The organism is Gemmatimonadaceae bacterium (genome assembly GCA_035633115.1).
Classification (GTDB): Bacteria; Gemmatimonadota; Gemmatimonadetes; order Gemmatimonadales; family Gemmatimonadaceae; genus UBA4720.
Genome location: DASQFN010000079.1, coordinates 213,244 through 240,018, shown reverse-complemented (window position 1 = coordinate 240,018; position 26,775 = coordinate 213,244). Strand labels below are relative to the sequence as shown.

30 protein-coding genes are annotated in these 26,775 nt (G+C 61.8%); 11 read left to right on the top strand and 19 right to left on the bottom strand.

What is annotated here, in order from left to right:
• Positions 1-197: 197 nt before the first annotated feature.
• The 8 genes from VES88_10815 to pruA are packed head-to-tail and all read right to left on the bottom strand — an operon-like array spanning position 198 to position 8,399.
• Positions 198-662 (bottom strand): hypothetical protein, encoded by a 465-nt coding sequence (locus VES88_10815; protein HYN81984.1) that lies wholly within the window; start codon positions 660-662, stop codon positions 198-200.
• A gap of 52 nt (positions 663-714) precedes the next feature.
• Positions 715-1,146: a GNAT family N-acetyltransferase gene (locus VES88_10810; protein HYN81983.1), complete on the bottom strand. Its 432-nt coding sequence runs from the start codon at positions 1,144-1,146 to the stop codon at positions 715-717.
• A 32-nt stretch (positions 1,147-1,178) separates the two neighbouring features.
• On the bottom strand, positions 1,179-1,637 hold the full coding sequence (locus VES88_10805) for a hypothetical protein (GenBank protein ID HYN81982.1): 459 nt from the start codon (positions 1,635-1,637) through the stop codon (positions 1,179-1,181).
• Positions 1,634-1,912 (bottom strand): CopG family transcriptional regulator, encoded by a 279-nt coding sequence (locus tag VES88_10800; protein ID HYN81981.1) that lies wholly within the window; start codon positions 1,910-1,912, stop codon positions 1,634-1,636. Before VES88_10800 ends, VES88_10805 begins: the two co-directional genes overlap by 4 nt.
• Positions 1,913-1,953: 41 nt before the next feature.
• On the bottom strand, positions 1,954-2,847 hold the full coding sequence (locus VES88_10795; protein ID HYN81980.1) for a cyanophycinase: 894 nt from the start codon (positions 2,845-2,847) through the stop codon (positions 1,954-1,956).
• Between the two features lie 3 nt (positions 2,848-2,850).
• The gene (locus tag VES88_10790; GenBank protein ID HYN81979.1) at positions 2,851-3,921 is read right to left on the bottom strand and encodes a hypothetical protein; all 1,071 of its coding nucleotides are present in this window, start codon (positions 3,919-3,921) and stop codon (positions 2,851-2,853) included.
• A 4-nt stretch (positions 3,922-3,925) separates the two neighbouring features.
• Positions 3,926-6,601: a cyanophycin synthetase gene (cphA, locus tag VES88_10785; protein HYN81978.1), complete on the bottom strand. Its 2,676-nt coding sequence runs from the start codon at positions 6,599-6,601 to the stop codon at positions 3,926-3,928.
• Positions 6,602-6,608: 7 nt separating this feature from the next.
• Complete coding sequence (gene pruA, locus VES88_10780; GenBank protein HYN81977.1) at positions 6,609-8,399, bottom strand: L-glutamate gamma-semialdehyde dehydrogenase; 1,791 nt, start codon at positions 8,397-8,399, stop codon at positions 6,609-6,611.
• 66 nt (positions 8,400-8,465) lie between these two features.
• Here pruA and VES88_10775 point away from each other — a divergent pair, with 66 nt between their 5' ends.
• From VES88_10775 to VES88_10765, 3 genes are all read left to right on the top strand, one after another.
• Entirely contained in the window at positions 8,466-9,230 is a 765-nt protein-coding gene (locus tag VES88_10775; protein HYN81976.1) for a sialidase family protein, read from the top strand.
• A gap of 190 nt (positions 9,231-9,420) precedes the next feature.
• A complete protein-coding gene (locus tag VES88_10770; protein HYN81975.1) occupies positions 9,421-10,005 on the top strand; it encodes an outer membrane beta-barrel protein in 585 nt (194 codons plus the stop codon).
• 93 nt (positions 10,006-10,098) lie between these two features.
• Positions 10,099-10,980: a deoxyribonuclease IV gene (locus VES88_10765; protein ID HYN81974.1), complete on the top strand. Its 882-nt coding sequence runs from the start codon at positions 10,099-10,101 to the stop codon at positions 10,978-10,980.
• Positions 10,981-11,065: 85 nt separating this feature from the next.
• Here VES88_10765 and VES88_10760 read toward each other — a convergent pair whose 3' ends face one another.
• Positions 11,066-11,215 carry a hypothetical protein gene (locus VES88_10760; GenBank protein HYN81973.1) on the bottom strand — a complete coding sequence of 50 codons (150 nt, stop codon included), beginning with the start codon at positions 11,213-11,215 and terminating at the stop codon, positions 11,066-11,068.
• Here VES88_10760 and VES88_10755 point away from each other — a divergent pair.
• Both VES88_10755 and lepB read left to right on the top strand, forming a co-directional pair.
• Positions 11,214-11,444, top strand: coding sequence for an SWIB/MDM2 domain-containing protein (locus VES88_10755; protein ID HYN81972.1), 231 nt, complete (start codon positions 11,214-11,216; stop codon positions 11,442-11,444). The two genes, VES88_10760 and VES88_10755, sit on opposite strands and share 2 nt — an antisense overlap.
• Positions 11,445-11,523: 79 nt before the next feature.
• Entirely contained in the window at positions 11,524-12,231 is a 708-nt protein-coding gene (gene lepB / locus VES88_10750; GenBank protein HYN81971.1) for a signal peptidase I, read from the top strand.
• Positions 12,232-12,238: 7 nt separating this feature from the next.
• Here the strand turns inward: lepB and VES88_10745 are convergent, their stop codons facing one another.
• Positions 12,239-12,661, bottom strand: a complete 423-nt coding sequence (locus VES88_10745; protein ID HYN81970.1) for a hypothetical protein — start codon at positions 12,659-12,661, stop codon at positions 12,239-12,241.
• 90 nt (positions 12,662-12,751) lie between these two features.
• Between VES88_10745 and VES88_10740 the strand changes: the two genes are divergently transcribed.
• Complete coding sequence (locus VES88_10740; GenBank protein HYN81969.1) at positions 12,752-13,384, top strand: hypothetical protein; 633 nt, start codon at positions 12,752-12,754, stop codon at positions 13,382-13,384.
• A gap of 84 nt (positions 13,385-13,468) precedes the next feature.
• The gene (locus tag VES88_10735; GenBank protein ID HYN81968.1) at positions 13,469-13,912 is read left to right on the top strand and encodes a BrxA/BrxB family bacilliredoxin; all 444 of its coding nucleotides are present in this window, start codon (positions 13,469-13,471) and stop codon (positions 13,910-13,912) included.
• A gap of 53 nt (positions 13,913-13,965) precedes the next feature.
• On the opposite strand, the gene VES88_10730 is transcribed toward VES88_10735, so the two are convergent.
• Together VES88_10730 and VES88_10725 are read right to left on the bottom strand one after the other, a co-directional pair.
• Entirely contained in the window at positions 13,966-15,252 is a 1,287-nt protein-coding gene (locus VES88_10730; protein HYN81967.1) for an ABC transporter permease, read from the bottom strand.
• Positions 15,245-16,243: an ATP-binding cassette domain-containing protein gene (locus tag VES88_10725; protein HYN81966.1), complete on the bottom strand. Its 999-nt coding sequence runs from the start codon at positions 16,241-16,243 to the stop codon at positions 15,245-15,247. The genes VES88_10730 and VES88_10725 overlap by 8 nt, the downstream gene beginning before the upstream one ends.
• Before the next feature lie 186 nt (positions 16,244-16,429).
• On the opposite strand from VES88_10725, the gene VES88_10720 reads away from it, so the two are divergent.
• A complete protein-coding gene (locus VES88_10720) occupies positions 16,430-17,608 on the top strand; it encodes a putative sulfate/molybdate transporter (protein ID HYN81965.1) in 1,179 nt (392 codons plus the stop codon).
• A 7-nt stretch (positions 17,609-17,615) separates the two neighbouring features.
• Here VES88_10720 and VES88_10715 read toward each other — a convergent pair whose 3' ends face one another.
• The 6 genes from VES88_10715 to VES88_10690 form a co-directional block, all read right to left on the bottom strand.
• Positions 17,616-19,343: a hypothetical protein gene (locus VES88_10715; GenBank protein ID HYN81964.1), complete on the bottom strand. Its 1,728-nt coding sequence runs from the start codon at positions 19,341-19,343 to the stop codon at positions 17,616-17,618.
• A gap of 55 nt (positions 19,344-19,398) precedes the next feature.
• On the bottom strand, positions 19,399-19,860 hold the full coding sequence (locus VES88_10710; protein HYN81963.1) for an SUF system NifU family Fe-S cluster assembly protein: 462 nt from the start codon (positions 19,858-19,860) through the stop codon (positions 19,399-19,401).
• A 34-nt stretch (positions 19,861-19,894) separates the two neighbouring features.
• The gene (locus VES88_10705; GenBank protein HYN81962.1) at positions 19,895-20,101 is read right to left on the bottom strand and encodes a helix-turn-helix transcriptional regulator; all 207 of its coding nucleotides are present in this window, start codon (positions 20,099-20,101) and stop codon (positions 19,895-19,897) included.
• Positions 20,098-20,505, bottom strand: coding sequence for a hypothetical protein (locus tag VES88_10700; protein ID HYN81961.1), 408 nt, complete (start codon positions 20,503-20,505; stop codon positions 20,098-20,100). The genes VES88_10705 and VES88_10700 overlap by 4 nt, the downstream gene beginning before the upstream one ends.
• A 207-nt stretch (positions 20,506-20,712) precedes the next feature.
• On the bottom strand, positions 20,713-21,927 hold the full coding sequence (locus VES88_10695; GenBank protein ID HYN81960.1) for a SufS family cysteine desulfurase: 1,215 nt from the start codon (positions 21,925-21,927) through the stop codon (positions 20,713-20,715).
• Positions 21,924-22,313 carry a Rieske 2Fe-2S domain-containing protein gene (locus tag VES88_10690; GenBank protein HYN81959.1) on the bottom strand — a complete coding sequence of 130 codons (390 nt, stop codon included), beginning with the start codon at positions 22,311-22,313 and terminating at the stop codon, positions 21,924-21,926. Before VES88_10690 ends, VES88_10695 begins: the two co-directional genes overlap by 4 nt.
• A gap of 136 nt (positions 22,314-22,449) precedes the next feature.
• On the opposite strand from VES88_10690, the gene sufB reads away from it, so the two are divergent.
• The 3 genes from sufB to sufD all read left to right on the top strand — a co-directional run bounded on the left by sufB (position 22,450) and on the right by sufD (position 26,261).
• Positions 22,450-23,886, top strand: coding sequence for a Fe-S cluster assembly protein SufB (gene sufB / locus VES88_10685; GenBank protein HYN81958.1), 1,437 nt, complete (start codon positions 22,450-22,452; stop codon positions 23,884-23,886).
• A gap of 159 nt (positions 23,887-24,045) precedes the next feature.
• Entirely contained in the window at positions 24,046-24,894 is an 849-nt protein-coding gene (gene sufC, locus VES88_10680; protein HYN81957.1) for a Fe-S cluster assembly ATPase SufC, read from the top strand.
• The gene (sufD, locus tag VES88_10675) at positions 24,891-26,261 is read left to right on the top strand and encodes a Fe-S cluster assembly protein SufD (GenBank protein HYN81956.1); all 1,371 of its coding nucleotides are present in this window, start codon (positions 24,891-24,893) and stop codon (positions 26,259-26,261) included. The genes sufC and sufD overlap by 4 nt, the downstream gene beginning before the upstream one ends.
• Here sufD and VES88_10670 read toward each other — a convergent pair.
• On the bottom strand, positions 26,245-26,754 hold the full coding sequence (locus tag VES88_10670; protein ID HYN81955.1) for an FHA domain-containing protein: 510 nt from the start codon (positions 26,752-26,754) through the stop codon (positions 26,245-26,247). The two genes, sufD and VES88_10670, sit on opposite strands and share 17 nt — an antisense overlap.
• Positions 26,755-26,775 lie beyond the last annotated feature (21 nt).

Below are 26,775 nucleotides of genomic sequence, written 5' to 3'. Positions count from 1 at the left end.
ACGCCAGTTGCTGCGACCGTCAGAACATGTTGAGGCTCATCGCCGGGGCGCCGCCGATGGGCTGGCAGCAAAGATGTCGATGTAGAACTTCAAACTCCCGTCGGGCTGCCGCTTCAGGATGCCGACGTGATCGGTGACCATGCGGCCACCCTGTCCGAAGAGCGTGGACTGCGGTCCGAAAATGGACCGCCGGAAGGCTAGGTGTGCGCTCCGACTTGCTCTTTCAAGAGAGCCAGTGATTTCGCCGCAAGGGAAGCGGTGTTGTATTTACGGCCATCAGCATCTTCCCACAGACGGTCGTCGACAGGAGGCTCGATCGGCTGCAGCACGAGCTCCTCGATGATCTTTGCCGCTTTCTGGCTTCGCGGAGCACCGCGGCGCTGAACGGTCCCGTGCCACACGACAATACGCAGCTCACCGAGTGCATTCCCGGCGCCTGCGAACCATGAAACGCTGACTGCGGCGTCGGCTGCCTGGAGGACACATCCGGTCGGCGTTCGGTGCTGCTCAACCGGGCCTGCGAGCTGCCTGTCTCGTTTGAGCACGCGTTCCGGTGCGAGCTCGTCGAGCAACGCAGTGACGGAACGCTCGACGGCATTCTTTGCCTTCGCGGTCGGCGAAGTGTTCCAAGCTGATGCAACCGGGTTTATGGGGTCTTTCATCTGTATGGAATTTAGCGCTTTCGGCGTCGAAGCGCGGCCCTTTGACGCGATATCATCGCTGTGTGTCGAGCGGAAATGAATACATGAGAGTAGGTGACTCGACGCCCCCCGCGCGAGCGTACAAACGTCGAGCTGCCGTGTTCGTTTCTTCCGTCAAAACCCAGGCCTCGCTGCAGCCGAGCTTCCGCCCGTGCGCAAAAAGGGCCGCGAGCAGCTTCTGGCCGATTCCCTGACCCTGGTACGACCCGGCGACTCCCACTTCGTTCACCCACAGCTCGGGCGACTTGTCAGGGTGCACGTAGTGGACGGCGGACGCCATGCCGACCACGCACCCGCCGTCGAGCGCGACGACAAGATGATGTCTTTCGTCAGCGAGGAACTCTGTGCACCATCGCGTCTCGACCGGACCATCGAAGACGTCCGACGCGACATGAGCGAGAATCTCCGCATCACCGGCGCCCAGCACCCGGATTTCAATCGGCATGGTCGCGATGAGTATCTGGTATCAACTTCCGATTATTTCCGCGGCCGCGGCCGCTTTCGGGGCAGGCGGGCCGCGGGAGCGGGAAGCAGTCGGTATCCGGCAATCTCAAAGTGATGATCCAGCGCCAATGCTTCTTCGATCCGCTCGGTCCGCATTACCTCGAAGCTCACGGCATCCGTGAGACTGAACCGATGATCGCGGTAAGGACGCAGCCAGCGATCCGTCGCAGCGGATTCGAGGTCACGGGTCGAGGCGATGACGGTGTACATCGGATCTGCATGGATTGCATCGAGGAGCCGGCCCCCGGCGTCGGCACCCTGCTCGCGGACGATCAAAATGTGCATTTCCGCAACCACGAGATTCGTGGTGAGGAAACGCGTGCGCCGTGCAACAAGTTCGTCGTATGCTGGCGCGACCTCGTGGTGTCGATTCACGCGGGTACTCGCGGCCGCCAGCCAGCCTGACGTATCCACGAACACGGCCCGGCTCATCGCGTGTGCCGGTCTGTGTAGGCGTCGGTCAGATGCCGGTCGTGGTCAGTCGCGATGTCGACGGGCCACTTCGCATCTCGAAGCGACAAAATCAGCTCATGCATCGGCCCGCTGTCCCCCGCTTGCTGGGTGGCAAACGTCCGTAGACCACGCCGTAAAATCTCAGCCCTCGAAAGGCCGGTCTCCGCAGAGAGGTTATCCAGCATTCGCCGCTCGTCGGCGGTGATGTAGATCTGGAGCGGCTCGCTAAGCCGAAGAGGATTGCGCTTGTTCATTAAGTAATGCTAATTATCCTCATTAAGACATTCAATGGGGCTTAATCCAGCAGCGCCTCGAGTTCCCTGTGCCTGAGGTTGAACGTGTAGCCGGTTCCCACTATTCCAACGCGCAGTGAGCTCAGCGTAAGCTGACGGCCCTTCGTCACTTCGTCAGCGTTGTCGAATCGCACACTCCGACCGTCCACGAAAGTCACCCCGCCCCTGCCGACGACGGTCGCGATCTCACCCTTCACGATCATCGCCGTGTCCTCGTCGATTCCCAGACCCATGATCTCCGGATTGTCTGCTATTGCGACGAACAGTCGATAAAGCCGGCGGCGCTGCGTGAAATGCGTATCGATCAGACTCTTGAATCCGAGAAGCCCGAGGCCGGGACCGATGTACTGCTCGACGAGCTTTCCTTCCTCGTCCACCTCGTTGCCCGCTAGCGTGAGCTCAGTAAGTGCGGCCGCGCCGGCGCTCGTTCCACCAACTATCCCGCCGCGCGCGAAATGCGCCCAGATCGCTTCGGCGACCGGCGTGCCACTCAGGATGCTTATCAGCTTGATCTGATTCCCGCCGCCGAGAAAAATTCCGCTCGACTCCTCGATCAGCTTTACGATCCTCGGGTCGCTTGCCTGCTCGCGACTCTCGACCACCGGGATCGTGACGCTCTCGAGGCCCGCCGTATGAAGTGCGCGCCGCCACCTGCGCGCGCTCGCTCTCACGTTGGCTGACGCAGTCGTAAACCCTACGACCGGACCTCCCTTCGTACCCCGCACGAGACCGGCGAACGCCGCGAGCGCATCACCCCGCGCGTCTGTCGCTCCGCCCATCAGTACGAGCGTTCCTGTGTGCGCGCGGGAATGCCAATCCGGTCCGGCGCCGGGCGTGGGTTCGTCGACATCCACATGCGGCCGCTCGGGATTGAGTTGTCCCTGACTTACTGCCAAGCTCTAACCCGTCGCGGAGGCTGCGGCCGCGCGGTGCGGATGCAACTCGTGAAGCGTGAATGCCGCGAGGGCCGCCGCGGCCTGCGCGCCTGCCGGCGCATGATCATGAAGTGCTCCGCCATCGGCAACTCCACTGCGCGTCTCGATGATGATTCTCCCTCCGTCACAATATGCCGCGGCGCGCGCCACCTTCTTGTCACGCCGCGTGATGTCCGCGTCGGGCGCAAAGATCGCCACGCGACAGCCGGCGTCGCGCACGAGATCCTGAACCTCCCATTCCTTCGCCGGCACAACGACTATTCCGCCGCGCTCGACTGCGTCAGCCACCGTCGCCACGAGTCGCTGTGCACGCTCCTCCTCACGGTATCGCTCGGGCACATCGGTCAGCATCGTGTCGAGCACGATTGCGATGTCGGACCGTGAGTAGGGAAGTCCTGCCTGCAGAAGATAAGCGGGAGCCACGTCGACAATCAGCTCTCCGTTCCCGAATCCGCGCCGCACGAGCTCGGCGCGCGCTTCAGCCCGGTTGGACCCTCCGGTAATTCCGCACGCGACGCGCTGAGTCAGACGAGGGACGTCCGGCGTCTGCGCAATCGCGGCGAGCTCTGCCGTCGCGTAATCGACGGAGCCAAGCGTTCCGGAGAAAGCCTGCTGAACTATCTCGAGCGCGAGGCCCGCGGCTCGAAGGCCCACCGCCTCGTGAAGATGCTCGACCACGATTGTGTACTCACCATCCACATCGCCGCCGCGGGTGCGCCCGAAGCCGGCCTCGTGGCCAATTGTATTCTGCAGCTCGAGCGCGACATGCTCGATGATATGTGCCGCATATGTGCCGCGCTGGAGCCGCGTGATGAACCCGCCCCGCTCCCCGATGCTGCAGCGGTGCTCCTCGAGTCCGGGCATCGCGGAAACGAGCGTCTCGGTAAACCCGGGTACTTCAGCGGAGGAAATGCCCTCATACGCACCGACCAGAATGTCGAGCCGCGTGACCGGGCGCCGCGACCAGAAGTTCGCTCCTCGCGTTGCGTGGAGCGAAGTCATCCGCAGCTCGGCCGACGCGTCGGGCAGAGTCATTCAGTCAGGTGTGACGGTCGCCGGAAAGAAGATCCAGCTGCGCGAGCACTGCAGGAACCTCGTCGGCCAGGACGAACACGAGGTCGTTGTCCTCCATCTGGCTCACGGCGTGCGCGAGACCTTCAGTCTCGTTGTAGATGATCTCGATCTGACTGTCGGTCATTCCGGCCTCGTGCAGCCCCTCGATGATGAGGCGAGACACCTCGCCCGGCTCACGTCCGCGGCGGTACTTGTCTTCGCGGACGATCACGCGGTCGAGCTTCGCTGAAAGTCTGCCGACGGTTCGCAGATCCTCGTCGCGCCGGTCGCCCGGCGCGGTGATTATTCCAATTCGCCGGGCTGCGTCGAGGTTGTAGACGAATTCCATCAGGCCGGCAATCGCCGCGGGATTGTGCGCGTAGTCCACGAGCACGCGACCCTTGCCGACGCGCATGAGATTCAGGCGGCCTGGCGTGAGCGACGGAGAAGGGAAGAAAGAGAGAAGCCCGGCGCGGATGTCGTCGTACCGCATTCCCTGCACGTAAGCGGTGGCGATTGCCGCCAGCACGTTCTCGCGCTGAAAGCGCGCCGCTCCTCCCAGCATGAGCGGAACCTCTCGCACCGAGGCGATTGGAATGCGGAGGCGCCCGCGCCTGATGACGAACGTGTCCTTCTCTATTCGCGCACCAATGCCATTGCGCAGCAGATGCTGCTCGAACTCGGCGCTTTCCCCCTCGGGTTTCGTGGAGAAGAGCACGATATCTCCCGGAGTTCGATCCCGCATGGCGTAAACCAGCGGATCGTCCGCGTTCAACACCGCGTGGCCCTCGCGCTTGACGACGGCGGCGACGACACCTTTCACATCCGCGAGCTGCTCGACTGTGTTGATGCCGCGGAGCCCGAGGTGATCCGCGGAGACGTTGAGCACGACACCGACGTCGCATTCGTCGAAGCCAAGCCCGGCGCGGAGAATTCCACCGCGCGCTGTCTCGAGAACGGCGATGTCGACAGTCGGATTCGACAGGATGATGTTCGCCGAGAACGGGCCGGTCATGTCGCCCTCGATCACCAGGCGGTTGCCCAGATACGTACCGTCGGTTGTAGTGAATCCGACGGTGTTCTCGGTCACGCGGAAAAGATGGGCAATGAGACGGGTGACGGTCGTCTTCCCGTTCGTGCCGGTGACTGCAATAACGGGAATCGTCGCTTCGACACCCGGCGGATACAGCATATCCACGATCGGCGCCGCCACGTTCCTCGCTCGTCCTTCCGCGGGATGAGTGTGCATTCTGATTCCCGGACCCGCGTTTACCTCGATGATGACGCTCTTGTTCTCGCGAAACGGAATGGAGATGTCCGGCGTTAGGACGTCGATGCCCGCAATGTCGAGTCCGATCACGCCTGCGGCCATCTCGCAGGCGGTGACGTTGTCCGGATGCATCTCATCGGTGCGGTCGATCGACGTCCCACCAGTCGAGAGATTCGCAGTCGCGGCCAGCGCCACCATCTCTCCAGCGGCAGGCACGGTCTGCATGGTACGTCCGACTCTGGCGAGATACTCCAGCGCCCGCGAATCGGTGGGAATCCGCGTCAGCATTTTCGTGTGTCCCACACCCCTGCGCGGATCCTCGTTCGCTTTGGCGATCAGCTCGGCCAGCGTGTGCCTTCCATCGCCCACGACATGAGCTGGAACACGCTCGGCGGCAGCAACGACTTTCCCGTTGACTACGAGAACACGATGGTCGCGACCTTCGGCGAACTGCTCCACAACGATGCGCGAGCCGTAAGCGGACGAGCGTTCCCACGCCGCGCGAAGTGCATCTGCGTCGGCGCAACGCCCGGAGATTCCGCGACCGTGATTGGCAGCGAGCGGCTTGAGTATCACCGGGTAGCCGATCTCTTCTGCAAGGTCGAGCGCGGCCTCGACCGTGCGTGCGACGTCACCCTTGGGGACCGGCAGTCCGATGTTCTCCAGCACGCGCTTGGTGTCGTCCTTGTCCTGCGCGATCTCCACGCCGATCGCGCTCGTCGAATCGGTGAGCGTCGCCTGAATGCGGTGGAGATTGCTGCCGAGCCCGAGCTGCACCAGCGAGTAATTGTTGAGACGGCGGACGGGAATGCCGCGACGCCGCGCCTCCTCGACGATCGCCCCGGTGGAGGGGCCGAGCCGGGAAGATTCGTAAAGCGAAACGAGATCGTCGACGATCGACCCGACGTCGAGCTTCTCACCGCTGATGCACGCGCGAACGATCTTGACCGCGTCGCGCATCGCCTGCAGCCCGACCTGTTCCTCCTCGTAGGCGACGATCAGCCACCACACCCCCTCGTCGCCTGAGGGAACCACTCGACCGAATGAGACATCGTTCCCGATGAGCGTCTGCAGCTCGAGCGCGACGTGCTCCAGGATGTGCGGGAAGTGCGTTCCTTCGACGAGGCGCTCGATGAATCCGCCATGATGCCCGCGGGTACACTTGTGCGATTCGAGCGACGGGATTGCGCCCGTCAGTCGCTCGGTAAAACCCGGGACGTCGGCAGACGTGACCTTCTCGAGTGCACCCTGCTCGACATCGCCGGCGATGACAGGTGCGAGGCGCCAGTAGTTTGGACCACGAAGGGCGCGAATCCGCGTGACGCGCAGCTCTTCCGGATCGAAACGGGTGGGCGATCCGATCGGCGTGCGTGCGGCCGCGGTCGTCGTCACGCGGAGGCTATTCCTCCGCCATGAACGGATACCTGTAGTCGAGCGGCGGCGAGAATGTCTCCTTGATGGTTCGGGCACTCACCCAGCGAACGAGGTTGAGGATGGAGCCGGCCTTGTCGTTCGTACCCGAGCCGCGCGCACCGCCGAAGGGCTGCTGCCCAACCACCGCACCCGTAGGCTTGTCGTTGATGTAGAAGTTTCCGGCCGCATTCCTCAGCGCGACAGATGCTGTCCGCACTGCGGCGCGGTCGCGCGCGAAGATCGCCCCGGTGAGAGCATAGGGCGAAGTCTGGTCGACTGTCGCGAGTGTCTCCTCCCACTTCGCGTCGGCGTAGACGTGAGCCGTCACGACCGGTCCGAATATCTCCTCGCACAAAAGCTTGTACGACGGATCGTGCGTCTCGACGAGAGTAGGCTCCACGAAGTATCCCTCGTCCCCGTGCACTCCACCACCGGCGATGATCTGCGCGTTGTCTCGGCCGTGCGCCACATACTCGCCGATCTTGTCGAACGCGCGCTTGTCGATGACAGCGCCCATGAAGTTCCTGAAGTCCGCAGGGTCGCCCATCTTCAGCTCCTTCATGATTGCAACGGTACGGTCGCGCACTTCGGGCCAGATTGATTCAGGAACGTAGATGCGACTCGCCGCCGAGCATTTCTGTCCCTGATATTCGAATCCCCCACGCGCGATCGCGACGGAAAGCGCCGCAGGGTCGGCTGACGCGTGCGCGACGATGAAATCCTTGCCGCCTGTCTCGCCGACGATGCGGGGATACGAGCGGTACTTCGACATGCTGGCGCCGACTGTCCGCCACATGCTGTTGAAGACACCGGTGCTGCCGGTGAAGTGCACGCCGGCGAGATCGTGGTGACCGAGCAGCCTGTCCGAGATGGTTGCCGCGTCGCCGGGAACGAAGTTGATCACTCCCGGCGGAAGTCCCGCCTCCTCGAGCAGACGCATGATGTAGTAGCCACTCAGCATCGCGCTCGACGCGGGCTTCCAGATAACGGTATTTCCCATCAGCGCTGGCGCGGTGGGAAGATTTCCGGCTATCGACGTGAAATTGAACGGCGTGACGGCGTAGACGAATCCCTCCAGCGGACGATAGTCCAGCTGGTTCCACATCGAGTGATCGCTCAGCGGCTGCTGGTCGTACAGCTGTTGAGCGTAGTGCGGATTGAATCGCCAGAAATCGATTAGCTCGCACGCCGCGTCGATCTCTGCCTGGAATGCGGTTTTCGACTGGCCCAGCATCGTTGCGGCGTTCAGCGTCGCGCGCCAGCTGGTCGTGAGAAGCTCCGCTGCTTTCAGAAATACAGCGGCCCGATCCTCCCAGGCCCAGTTAGCCCATTCGCGCGACGCAGCCCGCGCCGCCTCGACGGCGTCGTCGATGTTCGACGCTTTTGCAAGGTGGTAATCGGCGAGGACGTGCTGGTGGTTGTGCGGCATCACCGACTGTGCGAGATCGCCCGTACGGACTTCCTTTCCTCCGATTATCAGCGGGATGTCGACGCGCTCGCCGGCCATCTCCCTCAGTCTCTGCTTGAGCGCGGCACGCTCGGCGCTTCCCGGAGCGTAGCTTTTCACCGGCTCATTGACGGGCGCGGGAACGCGGCGGTTGCCATTGAACCCGGAGACCGGAGAAGACTGCGCGCCGCCGGCGGGCGCGAACGCCGCGGATTCCGAAGCGTCGGCGGCGGCCTGGCTGCCGGTGGAAGCCGGCGAAGGTTTCTGGGTAGAAGCTGGAGCCGGTGCGGAAGTGCCGGCGGGTGCAGGTCGAATGGTGGATGCGCCCATGCGATTATTCCTGGAGATGATTCTGGTCTGGACCTCGAAAGATACCCTCCGACGGATTGGAGAGCGATGACGGACGCGCGCCGGTGGACACTGGTGATGCTGGGGGCGCTCGGACTGTCCGTCGTCGCGTGCAGCGAAGGCGACATTGTCTGGAACGAGATCAGGCTCGATGGGCCGCGACTCCCGGCAACGGTGGCATTTGAAAGCGTGTGGCCGCAGGCTGCCGGATGTCCGGCATCGGTGCGTGCAACACGCAAAGGGTCGCGATTGCTCGCTGCCTGGTGGTCGGCGCAAAGGGACAGCAGTGGCGTGCTTCTCGTGTCCCAGTCGCCCGACGGCGGAAAGAGCTGGACGGCGCCGGTTGTTGCCGACTCGACCGACAGGAGCATCCGCGGTTGCGGGCGACCGCCTCCGTCAATCGCCGCCGACTCGTCAACCGGCTATGTGTACCTCGCGTACTTCGCCGAGCCGGCGGCGGGTCGTGGCGTGTTCTTCGCGCACTCGATGGACAGCGGGCGGACATTCCATGCGCCGGTGCCGATAGTATTCGGCGACAATCCTGCGTGGGTGAGCGTCTCGGGTGCGGGCGACCGGGTGGCTGTCGCTTATGAAGATCCAAACAGCCTCACACCGAGTGTTGGTGTTGCCGTGTCACGTTCGATGGGACACATCTTCAAAGCTGGCGAGGTTGTGTCGAGTGCCAACGAGCGAGCGCGTCAGCCGACCGTCGAGGTGGCGGGTGATTCAGTGCGGGTGTGGTGGAGCGATCACTCGGCTGACCCTCGGGTGAGCGCCACACGGCCTGCATACCGGGACGGCGTGTGGCGATAAATATCAACATCACTTATTTCGCTTTCCACAATTTGCTTGCTCTGGTATGCGTCTTGTGTTTGCACCTGAGATAACCGTTGCGCTTTGGGTCGAAGGTTCTAGTTTCGCACCGCGGTGGCCTGAGAGTGACAGATGCAAGTCCGTGCGCGTTCGCGCACGGTGGCGCAACCTCAAGAACGAGAGGCAGAAGATGACACGTACAAGCAAGTGGAGGGGTTGGTCATTTGTTGGGGCGGCGGCGCTCGCGTCGACGCTTGCCCTGAGTCCGTTGCAGGCACAGGGGAATCCCATCGCATTCGGAGTTGTCGCCGGTGCGTCAGTTCCGCTGGGAGACTTCGGCGACGCTGTCAAAATGGGGTGGCATGCGGGAGGTCTGGTCGAGTGGAACGGACCCTATTTTCCTCTCGGGATTCGGGGCGAGGTAGTCTACCACAGTTTCGGCAGCGAGCAGGATGTCGGCGAGGATGTGGATTTCAATATTCTCACCGCAACGGTTAACGGGGTTTTCAGGTTCCCGATGACCGAGCCGGCAACCGTGCGGCCGTACATCATCGGCGGGGGCGGGTTGTATCGGGTGGGCTGCAGCGATTGCGGCGGTTTTGAGTCAGAGAACAAAGGCGGTATCAACATCGGCGCCGGGGTCCAGGTTCCGCTGAGCGGCTTCACGTCGATAATAGAAGCTAGGTGGCACATGATCTTCGACAGTGACGACACCATCGCGGACGACTCGAACACGATGTTCATTCCAATCTCGGTCGGATTGCTGTTCAGATAGGACTTCCGCACCGATAAAAGCGGGGGCCGGCTCGGGGTGAGCCGGTCCCCGTTTGCATTTTAGCAAGCACACTTCCTGCTCCGGCCACGCAGTATGTCAAAGCTCCTCGGGGCCCACACGATAGAAAACGGCGGCATCCACATGGCCGTCAGGCGGGCGGCGAACGCCGGCATGACGGCGATGCAGCTCTTTACGGCGATCCCGAAATTCTACGGGGACAAGTCGAACATCAAGCCGGAGCGCGTTGCGCGGTTCAAAGCGGCGCTGGCAGAGTCGCAGATCAAGCCTCAGGCGGTCATCGTGCACGCTGCGTACGTCCTGAGCGTCGCGACGCCGGACGACGATAAATGGGCGCGGGCGAGCGGAGGTCTGACGAAAGAGCTCGAGCGCTCGAGTGCGCTCGGCGTCGGGCAGGTGTGCTTTCACCCGGGATCAGCAGGACCGAGCGAGCCCTCTGCATCGGCAAAACGAATCGCCCGCGCGATCATCGTGGCACTCGAGACAATCGATTCGCCAACGCGGCTTCTCATCGAGAACACGGCCGGCGCGGGACGCACAATGGGCCGCACCGCCGAGGAGATCGGGTGGATGCTCTCCGAGGTCCCGAAGTCGCTTCGCCCGCGCACAGGGTACGGACTCGACACGTGTCACCTATTCTGCTCGGGCTACGACATAACGAAATCGAAGAAGGATCTGTCCGCGATCCTCGACGAGTTCGAGAAGAAAACGGGAGAGCCTCCGTCGTTCTTCCATCTCAACGACAGTGCGACGCCGCTGGGATCCAACAGGGACAGGCATGTGCTCATCGGTGACGGATACATCGGAGCAGAGCCGTTTCACTGGCTGATGAGCGACAGGCGGACAAACGGTGTTCCGCTCGTGCTGGAGACTCCTCAGAAGAACTACGAAATTGCCGACGGCGACGACTCTCCCGACGAGTACGATGTGAAGATGATGCGGCTTCTTCTCTCGTAAAGAGCGCGGTTTTCCCTCTTGCGCACGCAATTTGCCGCTCTATCTTGCTCGCGACGCGCATAGGCGTCGCCCGGTTTGCGCCCGATCAACAACCAGGAGAAGCGATGGCAAAAGCGAAGAAGAAGAGCTCGGCGAAGAAACGGCCAGCGGCCAGGAAGAAGACCGCCAGAAAGTCTTCGAGAAAAGCCGCCAGAAAGAAATCCGGAACCAAGCGAGTACCCAGCGCAGCGTTCATGAAGCCGATGACGCCGAGCGCGCAGCTGGCTCCGGTGGTGGGAAGCTCTCCACTTCCTCGCACAGAGGTGACGAAGAAACTGTGGGCCTACATCCGACGTAAAGGACTGCAGGATTCCAAGAACCGTCGCATGATCAACGCCGATGACAATCTCCGTCCCGTGTTCGGCGGAAGCAGGCAGGTCTCAATGTTCGAGATGACACGACTCGTCAACAAGCACTTGAAGTAGAGCATTGGCAGTCGCCTCAACGAAAGCAGGAGGCGGGGGGCGCGCTCAAAAGGCGCGCCCTTTTTCGCAGCGCAGCGCCTTGAGCCGCTTCTGGGAGAACTTCAAGGCGCTCGCAACCGCACTCGCATTCTTCATCGTTCTCCGCATTTTCTTTCTCGAGGCATACAGGATTCCCTCGGGGAGCATGATCCCGTCGCTGCTCGTGGGTGACTGGCTGTTCGTGAACAAGCTCGTCTACGGACCCCATGTCCCGTTCACGAGCATCAACGTTCCGGGTCTGGCTGATCCCGGGCGCAACGACGTAGTGGTGTTCAAGTCGCCGACGCAGATCGATCAACCCGACGACCCGAATCCGACTCTCGTCAAGCGACTCATCGGCGTTCCCGGAGACACGCTGTACATGAGAAAGGGCGTCCTCTATGTGAACGGCATCGCACAGCGGCCGGGATACGCGCAGGCGAATCCGGACGGAGCCATGGATTCGATCGATCCACTGTTCGACTGGCAGAAGCCGGTGGGACTCAGGTCGTCACGATTCGGCTCGGCGCCGGCGCAGCCCACTCATGACAACTGGGGGCCCGTCGTCGTCCCTCCGAACAAGTATTTCATGATGGGCGACAGTCGATACAACTCGAAGGACAGCCGGTACTGGAGCTTCGTTCCGCGGGAGAACATTCGCGGCAAGCCCATGTTCGTTTACTACTCGTATAACGCCGACGACAGCGACCGTCCGCTGCCGTTCATCACTGATATTCGGTGGGGGCGGATCGGGCACTGGATCCATTGACCCGGCACTACTGTGCTACGAGTGCTACCGCGTTCGTCAGAGTCGAGTCGAAGGTCACCGCGCGGTGCTGGTTGTCCACTACAAAGTCGGGATCCATTACTATGTAGCGGTTGCCGACCCGCAGGATGTGGACTTTCCGGTCGTGGTCTTCGGCACTCAGCACTTTCCCGTACGCAACAGCGGCGCGTCGGCAGATTACGGGATCATTCACCGGCCTCACCTCGGACGGCTTCACGCGCGGGACGTTGTACGCCTTGAGAACCTTGCCCGCAACCTTGTCACTGCGGCGCATCACGGAGCGGAAAAGCCGCTGGTTGTAGCGGCTGCCATACGCTCCGCGGATACACCCCGCTTTCGGTGGCGAAGTAGGCGTAACGACTCCCAGAGCGAGAACGGGTGCCGTCGATAGTATGAGCGCTAGGCGCGTCACTTGTCGCATGGCTTTGGAACGACGCTCTGAACCGGGCGACGTAACTATTCGTCGCTTCGCCCGGAGTTACGGCATTACATTGAGCCCCGAATGTCAGATTTCATCGCGCGCCAGAACAGCGAGCGACTGAGGCAGCGCGTCTCGGCCGGACTCATGGTCCGTGAGCCGCCAGCTTTCAGCAAGCTCGCCAGATCCGTCGTCGAGATGGCTCTCGTAACCGGCGTGGTCGTTCGGCTCTATCGCGCGCTCGTCCTGACGCATGCGGGCAACGGATTGTACATCGGCACGATGTTTCTGCTTGGATCCGCGTTCGTGCTGCTCATGGCAACGGCACACCTGAGCCGTTTTCCGCTTCGTCAGTGGACGTGGCGAGCTCCCGCATTCGGCGCGCTCGAGTCGGCGTTCGAGAGTATTGCCAGCCTGGGTCTCATCGTTGCGAACCGTGAGCCGCTGGGCACCAGCGCCGCGACACTGGGCGACTGGCCGGGAATCGCGGCAACCATTTTCATGCGCCACGTGGTCGTCATCTCGGCATTCGCGCTGCTGCTCGCTCTCATGGTCAAGCTCGTCCGTTATCAGCTGCTCAAGCGCGAGCACGCTGCGTGGAGCGCAGGCACTGTTCGCGCCGGCCTTCCCGGAGAAGCGATACTCGACCGGCGACGAAATTCCGGGGCCCAGGACAAATACGTCACTCCGCCCAAAGAGCGCCGGCGCCAGTCCTGAGGAAGGCGGCCCCGACAATGCGGCGGCGCCGCTTCCGGGTTTATTATTCGATACGACTGTGAATTCACATGGAGAAAGAAATCGATGTACGATGAACGAATAGTCACACCGATGCGCCAGGAGCTCACGCAACTCGGCATCGAAGAGATGAGAACCGCCGAAGAGGTCGACGCAAAGCTCAAGGATGCGAAAGGGTCTACCCTCGTGGTCGTCAATTCTGTTTGCGGGTGCGCCGCGCGGAACGCGCGTCCGGCGGTAGCCAGAGCCCTTCGGCATCCGGTGAAGCCCGCCGCGCTGACCACGGTTTTCGCCGGGCAGGACGCGGCGGCAGTACAGCGCGCCCGAACCTACTTCCCCGGTTACCCGCCGTCTTCACCGCAGATTGCGCTGCTCAAGGACGGCCGCGTTGTATTCATGCTCGAGCGCCACAATATCGAGGGGCGAACAGCAAACGAAATTGCCGATGACCTGACTGCGGCGTTCGATAAATACTGTCAGACGACCGCTACGGCCCAGGCGATGACCTAACCGCCTTACTTCACTGCGGACTACGGATCGTAGTGTAGTACGGCGGTCCGCAGTTAATGCGAATAGACGACCCAGCGCCTCAACTCTTTCAGAGTGGGGCGCTTGCCGTACATCAGGAGCCCCACGCGGTAGATTCGTGCCGCGACCCACACTGCCGCCACACATGAGGCTGCCAGAGCGAGCATCGAAGCCGCGATCTCGTACCAGGGCACACTCACCAGCGCCAGCCTGAGCGGCATGATGATCGGCGCCGAGAACGGCAGGATCGACATCACGAACGCAAGCCTTCCTGTGGGGTTGAGCAGTATCGGATTGATGAAAATCGCTGTCGCCACGAGCATGATGAGCAGCGGCTGAACCGCCTGCTGCGCCTCCTGCTCCGTGTTCACCGATGCGCCAACTGCCGCGTAGAGAGACGCATAGAAGGTGAATCCGAGGATGAAGAAAACGAGAAGGAGAATTCCGTATCCGACGGTGATCGACGGCATCTGGAAAGGTGTGCTGCTGATACCGAACTGAGCCAGTAACGGCGTGCGCACCTCGTACATGAACACCGACGCGGCGAGCCAGATCGCCTGTTGCGTCAGGCCCACCGCTCCCACGCCGAGAACCTTGCCCGCGAGCAGCGTCTCCGACGGAACGCTGGAGACAATCACCTCCGCGACGCGCGTCGTTTTTTCCTCGAGCACACCGCGCAGGACGTTCTGCCCATAGAGAACGATCGACATGTAGAGCAGGAAAGCGATGACTCCGGCGAAGACGATGCTCGCCGTGCCCGATCCGCCTCTTCCCTCGTCGGTGATCCGCTCGGCGCGCAGCCTGATCGGCATGAACGAGAGCTCCTTTATCGTCTCGGGCTTGACTCCCGCCCCCTCGAGGCGCTCGGTGAGAAGTATCTCCCTGACCTTTGACCGAATGCGCTCCATGTCCCCGATCGAAGTCGCGTTCCTGCCCGCATAGCGCACTACCTCCCCCCGCAGCGTCTGCTCATCCAGGACCAGGTATCCGATCGCCTGGGAGCTCATCACCTGCTGCGTTGCCGTGCTTTCCGCGCGCGAGAGATCAGGAGGTGAGACCTGTCTTACGAGCGGAGCAGCGGATCCCGGCGGTTGCCCGACACTCATCGCGGTGGCCACTTTCGCGCCCATGCCGATGCTGGTCGCATCGAGAATGATCGTGTTCGTGAACTCGTTCGATGCCCTTGCCTTCTTCGTCATGTAAGCCGGAATGATGATCAGCGAGCCGAAGAACAACGGCCCGAACAGGGTGGCAATGACGAACCATTTTGTCCTGACGCGCTCGAGATACTCCCGCTTGATGATTGCCCAGAGCTTAGCCATGGCCGGTGATCCCTGCCTCTACGCCTTCGGCAAACGGCGCTTCTCCCGGCAGCCTGGGACGAGCTCCTACCTTCTCCAGGAATATCTGGTGGAGCGACGGCTGGACGAGCTCGAAGCGCTGCACGCTCGCACCTGAGTCTACGATGCGGCGCAGAAGCTCCTGGGGGTTCGCGTTCTCCGCAAGCTCTACCTCAAAATAGAGGTTGGAGTCGTCCACTCGCGACACGAGCCGTCGGTCGGCGAGAATCTGTCCGACACCATTCGAGGAGCCGCCCTCGAGAGAGAGCGCGATGTTACGCGTCCCGTGGGAGCTCTTGATCGACGTGATGGAGCCATCCAGCACCTTCTCACCGCGCGCGAGAATGCACACCGAGTCGCAGATTCGCTCCGCGTTGTCCATGATGTGTGTGCTGAAGATCACCGTTTTCCCGCGGCGGCGGAGATCCAGAATGGTGTCCTTCAGCGCCTGGGCGTTGATCGGGTCGAGGCCGCTGAATGGCTCGTCCAGAATGACGAGGTCGGGATCGTGCAGCAGCGCGCCGATGAACTGGACCTTCTGCTGCATTCCGCGTGAGAGCTCGTCGATCTTCGACAAGCCCCAATCCTTCTCGTCGGTCTTGAGGTCGAGCCGCTCCAGCCACTCCGAGATTCGGCTGTCCGCAACCGCGCGCGGCACCCCCTTGAGCTCGGCGAGAAATCGCAGGATTCGCCTCACCTGCATCTTGCGATACAGTCCGCGCTCTTCCGGCAGGTACCCCACCCGGTCGGTGATCTTCGGGTCGTTGGATGGGACGCCGAGAATCCGGATCGTACCCTCGTCGGGTGCGATGATGTTGAGGATCATGCGGATCGTGGTCGTCTTGCCCGCCCCGTTCGGCCCGAGCAAGCCGTAGACCGATCCCTTCGGCACGCGCAAAGTGAGATCGCGGACGGCTACGTGCGTAGCGTAGCGCTTCGAGACGTTCTCGATCTCGACCGTATGGTCAGTCATATAGTGTCAACACGGGGGGGGCCTTACAATATAAATGTGAAGCATCATTCGCGCCGATGATCGCGGAGTCCGGGGGCAGTGATTCGCGTTGAGTTGAGACCAGGGAGTTTTTTGGGATCTCATTGCCAGTTTTGGCATTGGAGTTCCCAAAAAAATCCCTGGTCTCAACTCAACCCGTACCAGTACTTGAAGTCCGAACACTCAGACACACCGACTACGGTGAAAGGCCGGCCGCGGATGCGGTTCGACAGGAACGAGCTGGCGGGTGCGTTCGGAGACATCGGCACCGACCTGCCGCTCATAATCGGAATGATCCTGGCCGCAGGCCTCGACAGCGCCAGCGTGCTGATCATGTTCGGCCTGATGCAGGTTTTCACCGCTGCCACTTACGGCATTCCGATGGCGGTGCAGCCGCTCAAAGCCGTGGCAGTCATCGTCATCACTCAGCGGGTGGCGCCGGAGATTCTGTATGGAGGAGGGCTCGCAATCGGAGTCGCGATGCTGCTTCTCACTGTTTCCGGCGGAATCGACTGGCTCGCGCGCGTCGTGCCTCGCGCGGTCGTGCGCGGTCTTCAGCTGGGACTCGGCCTCCAGCTCGCCCTGCTCGCACTGCGCGACTACGTGCAGCGCGACGGCCCGCGGGGTTATGTGCTCGCGGCGGCAGCGTTCGCAATCGTCATTGCACTCCTCGGGAATCGCCGGTTCCCGCCGGCGCTGTTCGTGATCGGCCTGGGAATACTCTACGCGATCGTGTTCAATCTCGACCCGGGACCGATCGCGGCCGGCGCCGGCTTTTCTCTTCCGACAGTTCAGCGAATAACGCTCAGCGACATTGTCACGGGATTCGTTCTGCTCGCCATTCCGCAGATACCACTGTCGCTTGGCAACTCAGTGCTCGCGACGAGACAGATCGCTGAAGATCTCTTTCCCGAGCGGCGAATCACGGTGAGGAAGCTCGGTGTCACATACGCTGCAATGAATCTCGTGAATCCATGGCTCGGCGGCGTTCCTACGTGTCATGGGTCGGGTGGACTGGCGGGACACTACACTTTCGGCGCGCGTACCGGCGGCTCGCTCGTCATCTACGGGTCGATCTATCTTGCGATCGGCCTCTTCTTCGCCGGGGTCTTTCAGCAGACGGTGCAGGTATTTCCTCTGCCGATGCTCGGAGTGCTGCTGTTGTTCGAGGGACTTGTACTGATGTCGCTGGTGCGCGGCGAAGCAGCGGGACGCTGGGAATTCTTCGTAGTTCTCACCGTCGGCGTAATCGCTGTCGGGCTTCCCTACGGTTATGCGATCGCTCTCGTGGTGGGGACGGCGTTGTACTACTTCTTTCGCCGGCAGGGATTACTGGAGCAGCGCTGACGCGCCACTACCTGATCTCGATTATTCGCCCGGCTGTCACGGGAGGGGAGCTGCTTGGCTTCAGCTCCAGCTTCAGCTTGTAGCGACCGCGCGGAATGAGCGACAGGTCGAGCACAACCGACCGGCTTGCTATTCCACCCATGGATGGCGTCTCGCGCCACGCGATGCTCAACGGTGAGCTCCGCTTCCCGAGCCCGATCGCCTGCGCGAGCCTTCTCAGCCCGCCCTCCATTCGGGTCAGCGTCAGCGAAACGGGAAGCGCGCTGTCGGGCCGAGCTAGTCCGTACGCTTCCCAGTAAACACCGAGCTTCCTGTCACGCGCGACGGTGAGGCTCCCAATACTGTGCGGGAGAATCGATGCGAGGTCGCTGACGTCGGGCGAAGCATCGAACAGCAGGATGTCAGAGACTGCGATGGAGTTGGCGGCTCGGCGCGGAAGCCAGAGGCCCTGACGAAGCCGCGCGCCGCGTTTTTTCTGCGGGTTCCACGTTTCGATGCTCAGCACGCGTGGCGTTTCGTCGACGGTGACCGAATGCCACCCTCGCGGAAGTGTCAGCTCGGAGACGACAGGCTGGTCGCGCTCGTCTCGGGCAAGCACGAGCGCAGACCGGACAGTCCCGCCGACGTAAGCGGTATCGCGCGAGACGTCGTATGCCGCGACGACCTGCACCGAATCACCGCGGCGGAAAAGAGCGATCTGCGGTACGAGCTCGTCCACCAGGGGCGCAACCCGCGGCGAATATCGCTCGGGCGAGAATCGATGCCTGAGGCTCCATGTCGAATCGCCGATGCTCGTCGCGGAGTCGATCACGAGCGACGTCGGGAAGAAGTGATAGTTGGGCGACGCTTCGTGCCCGGATATGGTGCCTTGGCGCGTGTCGAGACTCGACGAGGGAGGGGAGACGGTCCAGTACCGCGACCAGCCGTAGCGCACGACGAGCTCGCGCAGGTCGTCGCCCCATCGCACGTCGTACCCGGCGCGGGTACCGTCGAGAATGCGGCTCATCACATGCCGGGAGTAATGCTCCACCTGCCTGTCGTTACCCGGAAGTGCGAGAAACGGGTCTGCGAGCCACCAGAGGCGGGCAGCCAGCTCCTCGCGGCGACCGCAACCGACCTTTCCGTATCGCTTTCGCTGAGCGGGATCGAGTAGAACCGTCATGTCGGTCCATCGGCAGCGCTCACGCTCCGGCATCGCAGCGAGGGCCCTCTTGAATGCGCTGTCAGCTGCCGCGCCGGCTCGGGCCTCATGCAGGGCTAGACCGCGGAGTGCGTCGCACCACCAACGGGTCCCGCTGCATGCAACGGCCGCTCTCACCGCAGCCGAATCGCGTCCGGCCTCGAGGAGGTAACGGACCAGCTGGCCGGTAATCCAGTCATCGCCGGGCGATCGTGCGGCCTCGGCCTCCAGTGTCCTGATGAGCTCTTCCCGCGCATCGCGAATCGGAATCGGCTCCCTGGGCGGCTCTTGATCGCCCTCGTTCCACTGGCAGAAACGCCCGATGTGCGCGTCGCAGCTCTGGCGTAAGCTCGTGTACTGCACCGGAAGGTTGAATCGGCGGACCATCTCGAACTTGTTTTGAGCGCGAAGGGCGCGCTTCCTCGCGTCAATAGAGTCGCGGCTCGAGGTCTGGGAGATGAGCGTTGCACTCAGCGGCGTCTGAGCGACTGCTGCTGGGCTCGCCAGACCTGAGGCGAGAATTGCGATGGCGATCTTTCGTTTCGAAGCGATCACTGGCTCAGAAAGCTCCCGGCGCTACAGGCGCGAATTCACCGGCCGACTCGGCCGCTCAGCCATTCGGTTTTGACATTGCAGTCTCGAGCGCATTCCAGGCAAGAAGTGCGCACTTCACCCGCGCGGGAAAGCGAGACACCCCACCCAGGGCGCGGAGCGATCCGAGCTTCCCCATCGCGGCACTATCCCCGGCCGGCGCCGCGCCCATTACGAGATCACGGAACGTTTCGCCGAGCTCGGCGATCTCCGATGCGCTCTTTCCCTTCACAAGCTGCGTCATCATTGACGCCGAGGCCTGGGAAATCGAGCAGCCGCGTCCGGAAAAGCGAACGTCGCTCAACTTGTCGCCTTCGACCTTCACGTGGAGCGCGACCTCGTCTCCACAGAGCGGGTTCTTCATTATGGCCGAGCGCGTCGCGCCTTCCAGCTCGCCCTTGTTCCTCGGCCGTCTGTAATGGTCGAGGATCAGCTCCTGGTAGAGGGCCGCAATCTCCGCTGAACGGTCGGCAACTGTCATTATCGTCAAGATAACCGCGGGTGCGCTTGGCCGGTTACCCGTTACCCGATCCGTCGGGTTCAAAGATTTCTTCGATCTTCTTCTCGAAGAGCCGGGCTACTTGAAATGCCAGCGGCAGGCTGGGGTCGTAACGTCCGGTTTCTATCGCGTTCACCGTCTGTCGCGAGACGCCCAGGCGCTCCGAGAGCTCAGCCTGGCTCCACTCCCGCTCGGCGCGAAGAATCCGAAGCTGGTTTTTCATTGGTAGCGGCGCTTCGCAATGGAGAGACCCCCGAACCAGAAGATCGGGAGGAAATACCACACGTGGCGGTAGCTCCAATCGTTCGGGTTGAGCGGCGTTGCGAGCTGAACCAGCGCGAGCACCATGAGGAGCACCATCGCCAATGGAAAAGCGATGGCCAGTGCCTCGAGTTGGATGCGGCGCTCGAGCTCGTCCGCTTCGCGCATGAAAGCGATGAACTTCCAAAGGAACGCCATGAAGGGCAGCAAAGGGACGAGCGCGACGACGATGCGGCCGAGATCGGGCTGCGGCTCACCCATCTGCTCGAGCGCCATTCGAGCACCGAAATACGAGATCACCCACACGATTCCCCAGACCAGCGCTTCCGTCCCACGACTGGATCGATTTGCCGTCGTGTCCACCATTTTTCTACCCCCGTTAAGTTGAGAGGCAGTGTAAAGCATCCTTGTCGCAATGTCAAGGATACTTTACAGAAGTTCAGGGGCGGAGGGCAGTGATACAATAGTGAGGCGCTTCTGATAGGACAGTGGCGCCAATGGCCTAGGAAGAAGAAGTGCCGGATCAGGTAGGAGACACCGCTCGAAACGATGAGCAACCCGATCGAGCGGCTGTCAGACGGCTGCGTGGCCGAACACTCCTTTTGCCTTGAGAACGCCGTCCACCAACGCGTCGATATCCGACTCGTCGTTGTAGACGTAAAACGATGCGCGAGCCGTCGCCGCCAGGTCGAGCCGCCGCATCAGCGGCTGTGCGCAGTGATGTCCCGCGCGGATGCAAACTCCGTCGCCGTCGAGGATCGTGGCGAGGTCGTGAGGGTGCACATCGCCGAGCGTAAAGCTCAGCACTCCGCTCCGCTCGGCCGCCGGCGGACCATAGATGCGGATGCCTTCGATCTCCGAGAGACGATTCTGTGCCTTGGCTAGCAGCGCGCGCTCGTGACGCAGCACTTCGTCCATTCCGATCGCATCGAGATACTCCGCCGCCGCGGCGAGTCCCACTGCGTCTGCTGCATTCGGCGTCCCGGCCTCCAGCTTGTGGGGCAGCGCATTCCAGGTGGTCGTCTCGTCGTAGACGAACTCGATCATGTCTCCCCCCGTCTGGTAAGGAGGCATGCTCTCCAGGATCTCGCGCTTTCCAATGAGCCCGCCAATCCCCATTGGACCACACATCTTGTGTCCGCTGAATGCGTAGAAGTCGACGCCGAGGTCGTCGAATCGAACGCTCAGGTGCGGAGCGCCTTGGGCACCGTCAATGACGATGAGCGCATCGGTCTGCCGCCGCACCATTTCAACGATCTCACGCACCGGATTGACCGTGCCCAACGCGTTCGACACATGGCTGAACGCGACGACACGCGTGCGATGGGTCAAGAGCGATCGCAATCGATCGAGATCGATTCTCCCGTCACTCGTCAGCTCGCAGATGCGGAAACCCGCGCCCCTCTCGATCGCCAGCTGCTGCCACGGGACGAAGTTCGCGTGATGCTCGAGCGCGGTGACCACTATGTCGTCGCCGCGCCCGACGTTTTCACGCCCCCATGCCGAAGCGACGAGGTTGATCGATTCGGTGGTCCCCCGGGTGAAGATGAGACATTCCGAATCCGCGACGCCCAGGAATTTCGCGATCGTCTCTCTCGCGCCGCTGTAGCATTCAGTGGCCGCAACCGAAAGCGCATAAGCACCGCGGTGCGGATTGGCGTAGCTCGTCTCGTAGAACTCGCGCATCGCGTCGAGCACAACGCGCGGCTTCTGCGAGGTTGCGGCCGAGTCGAGGTAGTGGATGTCGGGATTCGCGGCGAGAAGGGGGAAATCGGCGCGGCGATTCATTGCTCCACCTCCCCAGCGGGGATCCACGCCTCGGACATCCGGTGACCGGCGCCCGCCCGCGGACAGGCGGGGCCGACGAGAACCATTCCATCCTCGATCTTCACTGTGAATATGGGAAGCGGATCAGTCGCCGGCCCCTGGCGTACGGCGCCGGTTGCGGTGTCGAACCTCGCGCCATGCCATGCGCACTGGATTGTGCCGTCGGGAAGCACGTCGCCGAGGGACATGGCGAACTCCTGATGAGCGCATGTGTCGGATACAGCAGTGATGCGCCCCCCGTGCCGGATGAGACATACCGGCTCACCGGTCGACTTGACGACGCCGAATGTCCCCTCATCGGGAACTTCGTCGACCTTTGCAACAGCTTCGAACCCAGAATCTTCCAAGTATCCGCTCCGCAGTCTGGAAGCATCGTTGTCCGCAGGTCGCAGCCCGCAGCCAGCAGTGGTAGGTTGCTTATCCCGACAAAGTTACTTAGGATTCAATCTATGCAAGGAAGTGCTGTAACGCCAAGGAGTTAGGATGGGATCGGCAATCGAGACACTGGTCAATCGAGAGTATCCGTACGGCTTCGTTACCGACGTCGAGACGGACACGATTGGACGCGGCCTCAACGAGGACGTAATCCGGGTGATCTCGCAGAAAAAGAACGAGCCCGAGTTCATGCTCGCGTGGCGCCTGAAGGCATACCGCCGGTGGCTCACGATGAAGGAGCCGCACTGGGCGAACATCCACTACGAGCCCATCGACTACCAGGATATCAGCTACTACTCGGCGCCGAAGAGCGTCAAGCCGCTGCAGAGTCTCGATGACGTCGACCCCGAGCTGCTAAGCGCCTACAAGAAGCTCGGAATCTCCCTCAACGAGCAGAAGACGCTTGCCGGCGTTGCGGTGGACGCGATTTTCGACAGCGTTTCCGTCGGCACGTCAATGAAGGAGGAGCTGGGCAAGTACGGAATCGTTTTCTGCTCCTTCGGCGAGGCGGTGCAGACACATCCCGAGCTCGTCGAGAAGTACCTCGGCACCGTTGTTCCGCACAGCGACAATTTCTTTGCTGCCCTGAACGCCGCCGTTTTCAGCGACGGGTCGTTCTGCTACGTGCCGAAGGGTGTGAAATGCCCGATGGAGCTGTCTACTTATTTCCGCATCAACAGCGCTAACACGGGCCAGTTCGAGCGGACGCTGATCATCGCCGACGAAGGCGCCTCGGTGAGCTATCTCGAGGGCTGCACAGCGCCGAAACGCGACACCAATCAGCTGCACGCGGCAGTAGTCGAGCTCATCGCTCTGGACAACGCGTCAGTGAAGTACTCGACCGTGCAGAACTGGTATGCCGGTGATGCCGAGGGCAAGGGCGGCATCTTCAACTTCGTGACGAAGCGAGGGAAGTGCGTCGGCGTGAATTCCAAGATCTCCTGGACGCAGGTAGAGACGGGCTCGGCGATTACGTGGAAATATCCGAGTGTGATTCTTCAGGGCGACAACTCGACGGGCGAGTTCTATTCGGTGGCGGTGGTGAACAACCATCAGCAGGCGGACACCGGAACCAAGATGATTCACATCGGGAAGAACACGAAGTCGACGATCGTCTCCAAGGGAATTTCAGCGGGGCACGGCAATAACAGCTATCGCGGGCAGGTGAAGGTTCTGCCGAAAGCCGCGGGCGCGAGGAATTACACGCAGTGCGACTCGATGCTGATCGGAAACCAGTGCGGCGCGCACACGTTCCCGTACATCGAGGTGCAGAACAACACGGCGACGCTGGAGCACGAGGCGTCGACGTCGAAGATCGGTGAGGATCAGATCTTCTACTGCAAGACGCGCGGGCTGAGTGCCGAGCACGCGGTGTCGATGATCGTGAGCGGGTTTTGTCGGGAAGTGTTCCAGAACCTGCCGATGGAATTCGCTGTCGAAGCTCAGCAGCTGCTGGGAATCACGCTCGAGGGATCGGTCGGATAGGTATCGCGCGCCGCGTGAAAGTCTCGTTGCCGCTCAGGATCTATGCGCTGGCCACAGAATCACAGAATCACAGAAGAGTAATTTGGGAACTCACCTTGGCGCGAGAGTTCCGAGCCGCACGAGCTGTTCCCCCTAAGAGTTCTCTGATTCTGTGATTCTGTGGCCAGCTCGCAGATAGTGAGCAGCGGCGAGGGCAAGAAGTCGGAAGGTGAGGCTTACAAATCGAAAAGGACAACAGTGCTAGAAATCAAGAATCTCCATGCGTCGATAGCAGGAAAGGAAATACTCCGCGGAGTGGACCTCACCGTCAACGAGGGGGAGGTGCACGCGGTGATGGGCCCCAACGGATCGGGGAAGAGCACACTTGCGCAGGTGTTGGCGGGACACCCCGGATACGAAGTGACCGAAGGCAGCGTCACCTACGACGGGCAGGATCTGCTCGCGATTGACCCGGAAGTCCGCGCGCAGCAGGGAATATTCCTCGCCTTCCAGTATCCCGTTGAAATTCCCGGCGTCACCAACGCGTACTTCCTGCGGTCAGCCTACAACGAGATCAGAAAGGCAAAGGGACTCGAAGAGCTCGACCCACTCGAGTTTCTCGATCTCATGGAAGAGAAAATGAAGCTCGTCGACGTGGACCTGTCGATGCTCAATCGGTCCGTGAACACCGGCTTCTCCGGCGGAGAGAAGAAGCGCAACGAAATCCTGCAGATGGCCGTGCTCTCGCCGCGCCTCGCGATTCTCGACGAGACGGATTCCGGTCTCGACATCGATGCTCTGCGGATCGTGGCTGCGGGTGTCAACAAGCTCAGGCAGCCCGACAATGCGACTATCGTGGTCACGCACTATCAGCGGCTGCTCAATTACATCATCCCCGATTACGTGCATGTGCTCGTAAGCGGCCGCATAGCGAAGTCCGGAGGCAAAGAGCTGGCGCTCGCGCTCGAGGAGAAGGGTTACGACTGGGTTTCCGAAGGCGCCGGCGCGGCTGCGGGAGCCACCGCGTGACGCAGGCGCAGCCGACGACGAAGAATCCACCCAACGACCTGAAGGCGGCGCCCCATTCACTCTCGCGAAGAGCTTACCAGTCGGATTTCGAGCGTCTCGCCTCAGGCGCCCTTCAGTCCGAGCCCGAGTGGCTGGGGCGACTAAGGCGTGAGTCCTTCGCCAGCTTCGAGTCGCTCGGCTTCCCGACGATGAAGAATGAAGACTGGCACTTCACGAGCGTCGCGCCGATCGCTGACCGTGTCTTCCATCCGGCTGAGCCAAAGGCGCTCTCGATTCAGGATCGGGAAAATTTTCTCCTTCCCGAGCTCGGCGGACCGACCATCACCTTCGTCAATGGTCAGTATTCTGCCGAGCTCTCGACCGAAATTGCCGGCGACAAATCCGGCATCTCGTTCGAGAGCCTCTCGTACGCGATCGCGCGGGACTCGGAAGGATCTCTACGCCGGCTGCTAGGGAGCATCGCTGTTCCGGGAAGCTCCGCCTTCACCGCGCTGAATTCTGCATTCTTCCGCGACGGAGCTCTGCTGCGGATCGCGGCGAATGCCGTCCCGGACGCGCCGATTCACCTCGTGTTCATCGCCGCTGGTGGTGACGGCTCCGTATCACATCCGCGAAACCTGATAATCGCGGGTGATCATTCGCGGGCGACAATCGTCGAGAGCTATGTCACGCTCGGCGACGCGGAATCGTTCACGAATGCGGTCAGTGAAGTCACACTAGGTGAAGGCGCCCGGCTGAGCCACTACAAGCTGCAGAGCGAGAGTCCCCGTGCATTCCACGTCGGGACGATTCAGGCGCACCAGTCGCGCAACAGCTGGTACGAGTCGTTTTCCTTCGCGACCGGAGCCGACCTCTCACGCACGAACGTGTACACCGTGCTCGATGGAGATGCCGCGGAGTGCGTGCTCAACGGACTCTACCTGGCCGACGGCACGCAGCACATGGACCATCAGACTTACGTCGAGCACGTCGCGCCGAACTGTCCGAGCCACGAGCTCTACAAGGGGATACTCGACGGGCGTTCGCACGGAGTGTTCAACGGCAAAGTGTACGTGCACCCCGAGGCGCAGAAGACCGACGGCAAGCAGAGTAACAACAACCTTCTCCTATCGAGCCACGCGCGAGTCGACACGAAGCCGCAGCTCGAGATATTCGCTGATGACGTAAAGTGCACCCATGGTGCAACGGTTGGGCGCCTCGACGAGACCGCGCTGTTCTATCTGCGGAGCCGGGGAATTGGAATGGCTATGGCGCGGCAGCTGCTCACTTACGCATTCGCCGCTGATGTGCTGGAGCGGCTGGAGCTCGCACCTCTGAAGGAAGCGCTCGAAGCGCGCGTCCTCAGACGATTTACCGCACCTGCGTGAGGTAGAGCCACGCCGCAATCACGGCCAGAACTGCCAGTATCAGCACCACCGGCCACCGCTTGCGTCGATCGTCAACATCGTGCCCTACGCCCAGAATCGGATTGGTGATCGTCGTCCGCCTGCTGAGCACATCGTCCTGGCGGGGCTCGGCGCGGTCGACAACTGAGACGCCGAGTGGAAGCTTCGATCTGCGGAAGGTAAGTTCGGCGGTTCCGATTTCGATGCGGTCGCCGTCCCTGAGCTGATGCGGAGTGTTTATCGTATGTCCATTCAACCGGGTACCCGTCGCCCCTGAGGTGTGAAGAACGTACTCACCGCCTTCTGCCCGCACTTCGGCGTGTGACCTCGAGACAGATGGCTCGCGTACTACGATATTGGCCGCGGCATCGCGCCCGATCGTGAAACCCGCATCGGAAAGGGGGTACGCCCGGCGCTCGAACTCATAGACCAGATAGGCCGATTCCCTGTCCCGATCCGTTGCATTTGGTTCCATGGATTCTAGTCTTTCGTGGGT

Coding starts and splice junctions, on each gene's coding strand:
- VES88_10730 (HYN81967.1), bottom strand. CDS start 15,252: ATGGCTAAGCTCTGGGCAATCATCAAGCGGGAGTATCTCGAGCGCGTC.
- VES88_10810 (HYN81983.1), bottom strand. CDS start 1,146: ATGCCGATTGAAATCCGGGTGCTGGGCGCCGGTGATGCGGAGATTCTC.
- VES88_10790 (HYN81979.1), bottom strand. CDS start 3,921: ATGACTCTGCCCGACGCGTCGGCCGAGCTGCGGATGACTTCGCTCCAC.
- VES88_10800 (HYN81981.1), bottom strand. CDS start 1,912: ATGAACAAGCGCAATCCTCTTCGGCTTAGCGAGCCGCTCCAGATCTAC.
- VES88_10815 (HYN81984.1), bottom strand. CDS start 662: ATGAAAGACCCCATAAACCCGGTTGCATCAGCTTGGAACACTTCGCCG.
- VES88_10770 (HYN81975.1), top strand. CDS start 9,421: ATGACACGTACAAGCAAGTGGAGGGGTTGGTCATTTGTTGGGGCGGCG.
- VES88_10775 (HYN81976.1), top strand. CDS start 8,466: ATGACGGACGCGCGCCGGTGGACACTGGTGATGCTGGGGGCGCTCGGA.
- VES88_10805 (HYN81982.1), bottom strand. CDS start 1,637: ATGAGCCGGGCCGTGTTCGTGGATACGTCAGGCTGGCTGGCGGCCGCG.
- VES88_10740 (HYN81969.1), top strand. CDS start 12,752: ATGTCAGATTTCATCGCGCGCCAGAACAGCGAGCGACTGAGGCAGCGC.
- VES88_10725 (HYN81966.1), bottom strand. CDS start 16,243: ATGACTGACCATACGGTCGAGATCGAGAACGTCTCGAAGCGCTACGCT.
- VES88_10695 (HYN81960.1), bottom strand. CDS start 21,927: ATGAATCGCCGCGCCGATTTCCCCCTTCTCGCCGCGAATCCCGACATC.
- VES88_10735 (HYN81968.1), top strand. CDS start 13,469: ATGTACGATGAACGAATAGTCACACCGATGCGCCAGGAGCTCACGCAA.
- VES88_10705 (HYN81962.1), bottom strand. CDS start 20,101: ATGAAAAACCAGCTTCGGATTCTTCGCGCCGAGCGGGAGTGGAGCCAG.
- pruA (HYN81977.1), bottom strand. CDS start 8,399: ATGGGCGCATCCACCATTCGACCTGCACCCGCCGGCACTTCCGCACCG.
- VES88_10670 (HYN81955.1), bottom strand. CDS start 26,754: ATGGAACCAAATGCAACGGATCGGGACAGGGAATCGGCCTATCTGGTC.
- VES88_10765 (HYN81974.1), top strand. CDS start 10,099: ATGTCAAAGCTCCTCGGGGCCCACACGATAGAAAACGGCGGCATCCAC.
- VES88_10700 (HYN81961.1), bottom strand. CDS start 20,505: ATGGTGGACACGACGGCAAATCGATCCAGTCGTGGGACGGAAGCGCTG.
- VES88_10710 (HYN81963.1), bottom strand. CDS start 19,860: ATGACAGTTGCCGACCGTTCAGCGGAGATTGCGGCCCTCTACCAGGAG.
- VES88_10755 (HYN81972.1), top strand. CDS start 11,214: ATGAAGCCGATGACGCCGAGCGCGCAGCTGGCTCCGGTGGTGGGAAGC.
- VES88_10760 (HYN81973.1), bottom strand. CDS start 11,215: ATGAACGCTGCGCTGGGTACTCGCTTGGTTCCGGATTTCTTTCTGGCG.
- sufB (HYN81958.1), top strand. CDS start 22,450: ATGGGATCGGCAATCGAGACACTGGTCAATCGAGAGTATCCGTACGGC.